The organism is Microcoleus sp. PH2017_12_PCY_D_A (assembly GCF_020738565.1).
In the GTDB taxonomy this organism is placed as follows: domain Bacteria; phylum Cyanobacteriota; class Cyanobacteriia; order Cyanobacteriales; family Microcoleaceae; genus Microcoleus.
On the sequence record NZ_JAEQCI010000065.1, the window covers coordinates 24,609 to 33,341 of the forward strand.

The 8,733-nt window shown below is 45.7% G+C and carries 8 protein-coding genes; 6 read left to right on the forward strand and 2 right to left on the reverse strand.

Going from position 1 to position 8,733, the window contains the following annotated elements; all coding sequences use genetic code 11:
- Positions 1–13: 13 nt before the first annotated feature.
- The 4 genes from JGK39_RS19710 to JGK39_RS19725 all read left to right on the forward strand — a co-directional run bounded on the left by JGK39_RS19710 (position 14) and on the right by JGK39_RS19725 (position 4,024).
- Positions 14–478, forward strand: a complete 465-nt coding sequence (locus JGK39_RS19710) for a Spy/CpxP family protein refolding chaperone (protein WP_293247838.1) — start codon at positions 14–16, stop codon at positions 476–478.
- Positions 479–847: 369 nt separating this feature from the next.
- The gene (locus tag JGK39_RS19715) at positions 848–1,537 is read left to right on the forward strand and encodes a YqiA/YcfP family alpha/beta fold hydrolase (protein WP_293247840.1); all 690 of its coding nucleotides are present in this window, start codon (positions 848–850) and stop codon (positions 1,535–1,537) included.
- 159 nt (positions 1,538–1,696) lie between these two features.
- Complete coding sequence (locus tag JGK39_RS19720) at positions 1,697–2,404, forward strand: ROK family protein (RefSeq protein WP_293247843.1); 708 nt, start codon at positions 1,697–1,699, stop codon at positions 2,402–2,404.
- Between the two features lie 405 nt (positions 2,405–2,809).
- Positions 2,810–4,024: a histidinol-phosphate transaminase gene (locus JGK39_RS19725; protein WP_293247844.1), complete on the forward strand. Its 1,215-nt coding sequence runs from the start codon at positions 2,810–2,812 to the stop codon at positions 4,022–4,024.
- A gap of 107 nt (positions 4,025–4,131) precedes the next feature.
- On the opposite strand, the gene JGK39_RS19730 is transcribed toward JGK39_RS19725, so the two are convergent.
- On the reverse strand, positions 4,132–4,683 hold the full coding sequence (locus JGK39_RS19730; RefSeq protein ID WP_293247845.1) for a hypothetical protein: 552 nt from the start codon (positions 4,681–4,683) through the stop codon (positions 4,132–4,134).
- 60 nt (positions 4,684–4,743) lie between these two features.
- On the opposite strand from JGK39_RS19730, the gene JGK39_RS19735 reads away from it, so the two are divergent.
- A complete protein-coding gene (locus JGK39_RS19735) occupies positions 4,744–5,169 on the forward strand; it encodes a DUF2358 domain-containing protein (RefSeq protein WP_293247846.1) in 426 nt (141 codons plus the stop codon).
- Positions 5,170–5,456: 287 nt separating this feature from the next.
- Here the strand turns inward: JGK39_RS19735 and JGK39_RS19740 are convergent, their stop codons facing one another.
- Positions 5,457–6,923: a glycoside hydrolase family 13 protein gene (locus JGK39_RS19740; protein WP_293247847.1), complete on the reverse strand. Its 1,467-nt coding sequence runs from the start codon at positions 6,921–6,923 to the stop codon at positions 5,457–5,459.
- 778 nt (positions 6,924–7,701) lie between these two features.
- Between JGK39_RS19740 and JGK39_RS19745 the strand changes: the two genes are divergently transcribed.
- Complete coding sequence (locus JGK39_RS19745; RefSeq protein WP_366048921.1) at positions 7,702–8,664, forward strand: transposase; 963 nt, start codon at positions 7,702–7,704, stop codon at positions 8,662–8,664.
- Positions 8,665–8,733 lie beyond the last annotated feature (69 nt).

The following is an 8,733-nucleotide window of genomic DNA, read 5'->3' on the forward strand; positions in this document are numbered from 1 at the left end:
CCAATTTTCTGCTATGGCAGTTTTAATGTTAACCCTCGGTACTACAGCCGCTGCAACCGCCGCTCCCAGCCCCGCTCAACCGGAAATTATTGCCCAAAACCAGCGTCCCAATCGACTTGGTGGCAAACAGAACGCGCTGTTTGAGAAACTAAATTTAAGCGCGGATCAAAAGCAGAAAATGCAGGCAGTTCGCGATCGCTACAAAGACCAAGTTTCCGAGCGAATGCAAGCAATCCGCCAAGCCCGACAAGAATTGGAAACGATGATGTCTAGTTCGACGACAAATACCAGCCAAATGCGCGACAAACACCGCCAAATCATGGGATTGAGGCAGCAGTTAGAAGAGGTACAATTTGAAGGTATGCTGGCAATGCGAGAATTGCTGACACCCGAACAGCGCAGCCAGTTCTCCCAAATGATGCAGCAGCGCAGGGAAACTGCTAAAACCCGGAGACAAAACTCTCCAAAACCGCAGTAATATACGAGTGTTTTGAGTTAGATCGTGTCCGGTAGATTAGCACTACAAAAACCGTTCGTAGTGCGGACTTCAGTCCGCAAAACGCTGCGGACTGAAGTCCGCACTACGAACCCATCTTATTGTGGTCAATCCACCGGACATTATATTAATCCTCTGGTGCCCACAAAGTACCTGACGATTAACTTTCATATAACTTACGCACAGTCTCATAAACCAGATTTCTTGTCGCAGTCCGATTCTAAAAGCATAGATTTTTCGTCGAAAAACCCGGTTTCTTTGGTGCTGCATCAGTGCAGTGTCAGCAGGTCGATCTCAATAAACCTTTTTAAGTTAAAATAATTAGTTGGTAAATCTCATCAATTTTTATGGATGAATCTACAAAACGATTCGAGTTACATTTATTTACACGGATTTGCTTCAAGTCCAGATTCAACTAAGGCTAAATATTTCCGCGATCGCTTTTATTCTCTAGGAATTGACCTCAAAACTCCCGATCTCAATCAAAAGGATTTTTCGCGCCTCACTCTCACGCGCCAATTAGACCAAATAGAAACAGAATTTCTGCAAACCTCTTCCTCCAAATCTGTAGAAAATGTAAAAAAATTAGGGGAAGTTACCATAATTGGGTCGAGTTTTGGCGGGCTGACAGCGGCTTGGCTGGCCCAGCGACAATTATCAGTAAAACAAATCGTTTTGTTAGCACCGGCTTTTCAATTTCTCTCCCATTGGCTGCCGCAGTTGGGACAGCAACAGTTAGAAAAGTGGCAGTCTGAGCAATATTTGCCAGTTTACCACTACGGCGAACAGCGCTATTTGCCGTTGAATTATCAGTTTGTGACAGATATGGCTCCATACCCTGAAGAAAAATTAATGCGATCGGTGCCGACGTTAATTCTGCACGGCAAGCATGATACGATCGTACCGATTCAAGCTAGCAGAAGTTTTTCAGATAATCGTCCCTGGGTGAAATTAATCGAACTAGAGGACGATCATTCTTTGGGAAATGTCCTAGCGGAAATTTGGGAAGCGATGCAAAACTTTTGTCAATTCAAAAATTAAAATTTGACCATGCCAAAAAATGGATACAATCCTACGACTTAAGTCGTGAAAAAACATTAGACCAACGTTTAAACTCCCAAATTCCTGTGTGGAGTTAATCTAAAATCTCCCGTCTAAAATCTCAAACCGACTCACCAACTTGCAAGTTTCAAAAATTAAATGACTGAACAAGATAAATCGACTCGCACCTTAGCCGTTGACATTGGCGGAAGTGGCATCAAAGTTATGGTTTTGGACGCTGAAGGTGAACCCAAAACTGAACGCAGCCGTTTAGAAACGCCTCAACCGCCAAAGCCGGAACCGGTATTAGAGACGATCGCCTCTTTAGCCAGCCAACAAGGCGAATTTGACCGAGTATCCGTGGGTTTTCCCGGTGTCGTCTCTCGCGGGATCACCAAAACCGCAGTCAATTTAGATCCGTCTTGGATCGATTTTGACCTAGCAACTACCCTCAAAGATCGCTTGGGAAAACCTGTGCGAGTGGCCAACGATGCCGATATTCAAGGATTGGGAGCCATTGCCGGGACGGGGGTAGAATTAGTCACTACCCTCGGTACGGGTTTCGGTTCTGCCTTGTTTGTAGATGGTATCTTGGTGCCAAATCTAGAATTAGGACATCACCCGTTTCGCAAAGGGGAAACTTACGAACAGCAATTAGGGCGAGCCGCATTAGATACCGTAGGTGCCAAAAGATGGAACCGCCGTCTGGAAAAAGCGATCGCCTCCCTGCAAAATCTCTTTAACTGCGATCGCCTTTACATCGGCGGCGGCAATACTAAAAAGATTGTTTCTGATTTACCGCCCAATGTTAAAATAGTACCGAATGTCAGCGGTTTGTTGGGCGGTATTGCTTTGTGGCGCGATTAAAATAGTCATTAGTCATTAGTCATTAGTCATTAGTCATTGGTCATTAGTCATTGGTCATTAGTCATTAGTCATTGGTCATTGGTCATTGGTCATTAGTCATTGGTCATTAGTCATTGGTCATTAGTCATTGGTCATTGGTCATTAGTCATTGGTCATTAGTCATTGATGACAATCAAGGATTATACGCTAGACATCATAAGGAATGATAATTAAATAACTTACAATCTTTATTGTTCTTGTGGAATGGGCGTGCCGCCCGTTCTTTATGGACGGGCGGCACGCCCATTCCACCTTCAAGAGTGTAAATTATTTAATTCGCGATCCTAAACTAATGACTAATTATCCTAATAGTGACCAACCAAATCGTAAATATAAAATCTACAATCTCAGAGCAAAAATCATCCTATGCTGCCTTTTATCCGCAAAGATTTAGCCGAACTTACCGCCTACACTCCCCATCCGGGCGGCGCCTCAGGAGAGTCAGCGCACTCGGAAAGCGCGATCGATCGCCTAGACACCAACGAATGTCCTTGTGATTTGCCAGAGGAATTAAAACAAAAGCTAGCTTGGACTTACCAGCAGTTAATTGAGACAAATCGCTATCCCGACGGAGGCCACGCAGCACTCAAAGAAGCGATCGCCCAATACGTCAACGAATCCCTAAATGCCCCCGAGCTAGGGGCTGAATCCATTCATGTCCCCCCCCTTAGCAAGGGGGGGCTAGGGGGGGTTCTACCTCCAAAAACCGCCATTACAGCCGACAATATTTCAGTCGGTAACGGTTCCGACGAACTAATTCGATCGCTCTTAATCGCTACTTGCTTGGGCGGCGCGGGCTCAATTTTCGTCGCCAATCCCACCTTTTCGATGTACGGAATTACCGCCACAACCCTCGGAATTCCCGTTGTCAGTGCTGCGCGCCGAGAGGATAATTTTGCGATCGACATCAATGAGGCTAAAAGGGCGATAGACCAAAATCAAAATCCCCCCGTGCGCGTCGTCTTTGTCGTCCATCCCAACTCCCCCACAGCCAATGCTTTAACAACCGATGAAATAGAATGGCTGTCAAATTTGCCCCAAGATATTTTAGTAGTAATTGACGAAGCCTATTTTGAATTCAGCCAAAATACCTTAGCCTACAGATTGCACCAGCATCCGAATTGGATAATATTGCGGACATTTTCCAAAGCATTTCGACTAGCATCAATGAGAGTCGGATATGCGATCGCCCATCCCGAACTAACAGCCACCTTAGAAAAAATCCGCCTTCCCTACAACCTTCCCAGTTTCTCGCAAACAGCGGCAGAGTTTGCCCTCGCCCAGCGGCAATTATTGCTAGCAGTAATTCCTGAAATTATATCAGAAAGAGCCAAATTAATTGCAGCGCTAACTCAGCATCAAAAATTGCAAGTTTGGCCGAGTGCAGCTAACTTCGTTTACCTGCGAGTGAAAGCTGCTGAGGGCGAATCGGCAGAACACAAACACCAACAAATCATGCAGCAGCTAAAACAGCAAGGTACTTTAATTCGCCACACAGGCGGAGGTTTGCGAATTACCGTGGGTACTCCCGACGAAAATCAGCGAACTTGCGATCGCATCTCTGCAATTTTGACTTATTAACAAAATGGTTCGTAGTGAGGACTTCAGTCCTCAGGAAACGAGAGAGGACTGAAGTCCTCACTACGAACTTATCGGGATTATTTTGCCGGACAGGATATATGTAATTTCTAATTATCAATCTGTCGCGCCGCGCGAATAGTTTGGGGAAATACGCCGACTAAAAGTCCCAAAACTTCATCGGGAATTTGTGCCACCGTTTCCAAATCAAAATATTGTTCAAATTGAGTTAAAATCATTTGTGCCCGTTCCAAAGCTACAGGCTTTGCCGTTAACTGTTCAGTCAACCGCACCCAATGCCGCCTAATTCCAAAAGCTTTCTGTCTTTCTGCGGGAGATAGAGGGCAAACAAAACAAAAATCCCCCACAGGAATCGCCTGCTGCGAGTCAGCATCAAAAGCACCTCCAACGGCCGCACCAGGCCCGGCAAACTCCGCGTGGAAGCCTTTAATCAAAATTAGACCGTTCCGGCGACGGCTATCTACCATCAACAGCTTGCCGCTGTTGATTTCTGCGAGAATGTCCGATGAGTGGGGGTGTTCAGTCAAATCTGTGCCAAGGTTTCGATGTCGCAAGTCCCGATCGGCCCAAAGGCGGGATCGGACAATATAATTAGATGTATCAAGTTTTGGATGCTCTTGTTGTCGATCGAGATTATCCATGTGAACTTACAGATAATACTGTCACAAGGTGGTAGCTCCAGCGCTCTCAAATAATATCAAATGCAGGTAGAACAAACAGTAGACATCCTCAAAGCAGATCTCCCGACACTTTTTGAGAAAGACATCTCCTACGACATCTACACAAAAGATGTTTTTTTTCAAGACCCTGTTAACAAATTTAAAGGCAAAATCAACTATCGCATTATCTTTTGGACTCTGCGATTTCACGGGCAGCTATTTTTCACCGAGATTTACTTCGACTTGCACGACGTAAGTCAGACAGCCCCTAATACTATTGTGGCAACTTGGACTGTTCGCGGGACACTGCGCGTACCCTGGAAACCCCGGATCTTCTTCAACGGCTATTCTACATACAAGCTGGATGAGGAGGGTTTAATTTACCAACATATCGACACTTGGGATAGGAAGCCCGGTGAGATTCTCAAGCAGTTTTTGGGAAAAGGCGAGGATGCGAACCCAGGATAAGCCAAAAAGGTCGATCGCGCCCAACCATCCGCACCACCAACCAGAGTAACCTACAGAGGCTCCAACAATCATCAGCCCTCCGATCAATTTTCTGCTGTTTGTAAACTGCTAAAATGACGGTTTGTAGTGAGGACTTTAGTCCTCTGATTGCAGCCCTCCGATCAATTTTCTGCTGTTTGTAAACTGCTAAAATGACGGTTTGTAGTGAGGACTTTAGTCCTCTGATTGCGGACTAAAGTCCTCACTACAAACCAATCGCCGCCCTGTACCTTAGCAGACATTTTAAACTAATTATCCGAACCTAAAATTAAGCCCGATCGCGCCGGCAGCATCAATTCTAAATGTCGAGTTTCCCCTTCACCTTTCCAAACAAACTCACCTTTACCAAACAACAATTTCTCGTGAGGAGATTTCAAATTAGCAGCCTCAAAGCTAATATTAGCGGCTTCAGTCGCGACATTGACAGCAACAACTATTTCCTCATCCCCCAAAATTCTGGCAAAAACGTAAACCGTTCCCTCAGCAAACAGAATTTGGTAGTCTCCAGTGCGGAGGGCAGCATATTTGTGCCGCAAAGCAATCAACTGCTTGTGATAATCTAAAACCTCAAGTTCCCAGTCAGCTTCTAAGGGAAAACCGCGGCGAGAATCGGGATCTAGAGCACCGGGTAAACCAACTTCATCGCCGTAGTAAATGCTGGGAGCTCCGGGAAAAGTTAACAGCAGCAAAGTAGCGAGTTCCACACTAGGTTTATCGCCTCCAGCAATTGTCAGTAACCTAGCTGTATCGTGACTCGCCAACAAATTGAGTTGAGTTAGCTGTATCGGCCACGGGTACAGTTCCAAAACCTGCTGGATTTTGTCGCCGTACTCTTTAGCAAACAGCGGCGGATAAGGATGATAAGAACGACCTTCAATTTGAGCTAAATCTACTCTGTCCCCCGCAGTAAAAGCAATTGTCGGCCCTGCAAACAGATAATTCATCACTCCGTCAAATTGACTGCCGTCGAGCCATTCTCTCGCATCTTCCCAAACTTCGCCGACAATGTAAGCTTCGGGATTAATTGCTTTGACTCGTTCTCGAAATTCCTGCCAAAATCCGGGAGTTTTAATTTCAAAAGGAACGTCCAGCCGCCAGCCGTCGATGCCGAATTTAATCCAGTATTCGGCAATTTCCATGATGTATTCTCGCACTTCTGGATTGTCGTGATTGAATTCCGGCAAGGCTCGATTGCCGTCCCAACCTGCGTAATTAGCAGGAAAATTGCCGTCGTAGGCTGATAGCGGCCAGCCTTCTATTTTAAACCAATCCAGCCAAGGAGAATGGGGGCCGTTTTCCAGGATGTCGTGAAAGAAGAAAAAGCCGCGGCTGGCATGGTTGAATACGCCGTCGAGGACGATTTTGATGTTGCGAGCGTGGGCGGCGTCTAGCAGCTCTTTAAACGCTGAATTGCCGCCCAACATCGGATCGACTTGATAGTAGTCGTGGGTGTGGTAGCGGTGATTGCAGGCCGATTGAAAAATCGGGGTGAAATAAATTGCGTTTATGCCTAAGTCTTGCAGGTAGTCTAGCTCTTCCATCACGCCCCACAAGTCGCCGCCTTTGTACCCTTGGAGGGTGGGGATTTCGTGCCATTCTTCCCACATGAAGTTTTGCAGCAGGCGTTTGCGCGGCTGTTTGCTTTTGGCGAAGCGATCGGGGAATATTTGGTAGAATACCGCGTGTTTAACCCAGTCCGGCGTTTGGATTTGCATACAATTTTCCTGTCTTTTACGGCTTAGGCTACATTAGCAGAAGTTTCTAGGGTATCTAGCTTTTGGTGGAAAAATAGACGCTTTGTCAAGTTTTGTCGATCGACCGATCGTAACATCCTACACAAATTTGCAGTCAATCTCAGATTTAAAACTAATGCTACCTTAAAAATTTATCGCCAACAGTGGCGGCGATTCCAGACTGCTGTGAAGTTGGCTCTGCCTCAGAGAAGAGGAACACCAGCACAAACCACACGATCAAACTCAAGTATAACCAGAGCGCTCTTGGGGCATTTCGGTGCGATCGTCCAACTGAAACGAGAACAACCAGCGCTACGCAGCCGGGAAAAATTGCGAGAACCGGAAATTAACCAGAGAAAACTTTTAATTTACACTCCAAACCCCGCACCTGATTCTTTCATTAAAGTGTCGTTATATACAGATGGGTACTTTAGCTCACCGAACAATGCGCGTCGCCCAAGCCCCTGACTTCTAGGCAGGGTTCGGAAGCGACGCGCCAATATAGAACCCATTTTATATCTATTTTGCGTAAATCCCAGAAACCGGGTTTCTCTCGCTTATTTCTCGTCACCCAACCCAAAAACTCGTAGAAACCCGGTTTCTCGACATGAGCGTAAAAGGCGTGAAATCGGTTTCTCTCGCTTATTTCTCGTCACCCAACCCAAAAACTCAAAGATGTCAAATGGGTTCTATACAAACGTGCTTTCAGCACATCATTATTTTTTGGCCTTAGTATCTCATAAGTGATATTCTTGTACTCATGAAACAAGTTCTGACGCTAGTTTGTAAGTTCAACCCCACCCCTGAACAAGTTGTAAAAATCGAGGCAACCTTGAAGGCGTTTGCGGATGCTTGCAACTACACCAATCAAAGAGTCAAGCCGAGTATAACCAGTAAAACAACGATCCAGAATATCGTTTATGAGGACTTGCGCTCTCAATTTGGATTGGCTGCAAACTTAGCTGTCAGGGCTTGTGCTAGGGTCGGTGCTAATAGACTAGCTGCCAAACAGAAGCGCAAACCAGTTAAAACATTCAAGCCAACGTCTGCTGATTATGACCAGCGGATTTTTACGTTTCGAGAAAAAGACTGGACTGTTAGCCTAACCACCGTGGATGGCAGGGAACATATTAAGTTGGATGCTGGTAATTACCAACGGGGCAAGCTTAAGGGCAGAACGCCTACAAGCGCCCAACTGTGCAAACATCGCGACGGAAAGTATTACATCCACATTCAACTGAAGGATGAAGCACCATATCCTGTCAAATCAAGTAACGTAATTGGTGTGGATTTTGGTAGACGAGATATTGCAGTAACAAGCAACGGGGATAAGTGGGATGGCAAAAAGTTAACCGAGACTAGGGATAGATATTCTAGAACCAGAGCGTCTCTCCAAAAAAAGGCTTCCACACGCACAAGGTCTAGTCGGCGTAGGTGTCGGCGGATTTTGGTACGGCTATCGGGGCGCGAGAGACGTTTTCAACAGTGGATGAATCACAATATATCGAAGACTATCATCGACGGGGCAAAACAACAAAACGCAACTGTTGCGATTGAAGATTTAACTGGAATCAGGGAAAGAACCAATCAAAAACCACGTCACAAAATAGAACGCCGCAGGTCTAACTCTTGGGCGTTCTATCAACTACGAGTATTTTTGGAATACAAGGGTTTAAGAGAGGGTGTTGAGGTAATAAGCTGTTTCGCATTAAAACTGGTATAATAATAAATCACAAGTCACAGAAAAGCCCGAAGTATGCCAGCCAAAAATCATCTAAATGCAGAGCAAGTC